Annotated in this window: 1 protein-coding gene; it reads left to right on the top strand. The window is 63.8% G+C overall.

Annotated elements, in window-relative coordinates:
* A partial coding sequence (locus CBW22_RS24500; RefSeq protein ID WP_176428187.1) for a conjugal transfer protein TraG N-terminal domain-containing protein occupies nt 1–676 on the top strand: 676 nt, incomplete at both ends.

Raw genomic sequence — 676 nt, 5'->3', positions numbered from 1 at the left:
GGCGGGGTTCGGGGTGGCGCAGCTTTATGACTACACCTTTGCCCGCCCGGACTCGCTGACCTACACGAAGTCGGGCATGCTGTTCGGCTCGCAGGTGGTGGCGCAGACCACGGACTTCCGCTCGCAGAACCCGCAGCTGTCGCAGATGCTGACAGACTACGTGGAGAACTGCGTGGTGGGCGACATCCTGCTCAACAACAAGTACACCGTGTCGCAGCTGCTCAACAGTACCGATCCGCTGACGCTGATCACCGACAATCCGAGCCCGCTGCGCGGCCTGTATCAGGACAGCGGCGGCGGCCGGCAGTTTATTACCTGCCAGCAGGCGGCGGCGGTCATCAAAAACCTTATCGGTGCGGACGTGCGCATCGGCGGCACCACCTGGCATAAGCTTGCCACGCGCGTGTTCGGCAGCCGGGTGAGCGCCGACAGCCTGCTCGGCAACGCGATGGACGAGAGCTACAACTTCTTTTACGCGGGCGGGCTCAGCGCCTCGCAGATTATGCGCAACAACATCACCAACGCGGCCATCCGCGACGGCTGGAAGGGGTTTGCTGCGCGCTCGTCGGATACCGCGAACCTGGTGAACCTGGCCACGGAGTCCAGCCTGACCAAGCAGCGCCTGAGCTGGGCCTCGTTCGGTACCATCATGGGCCGTATGCTGCCGATGTTCCAG

It is taken from the genome of Pantoea sp. VS1 (assembly GCF_002207995.1).
Taxonomy (GTDB): domain Bacteria; phylum Pseudomonadota; class Gammaproteobacteria; order Enterobacterales; family Enterobacteriaceae; genus Pantoea; species Pantoea dispersa.
Note: the sequence above shows the minus strand (reverse complement) of the source record. Positions and strands in the feature narration are given on the sequence as shown.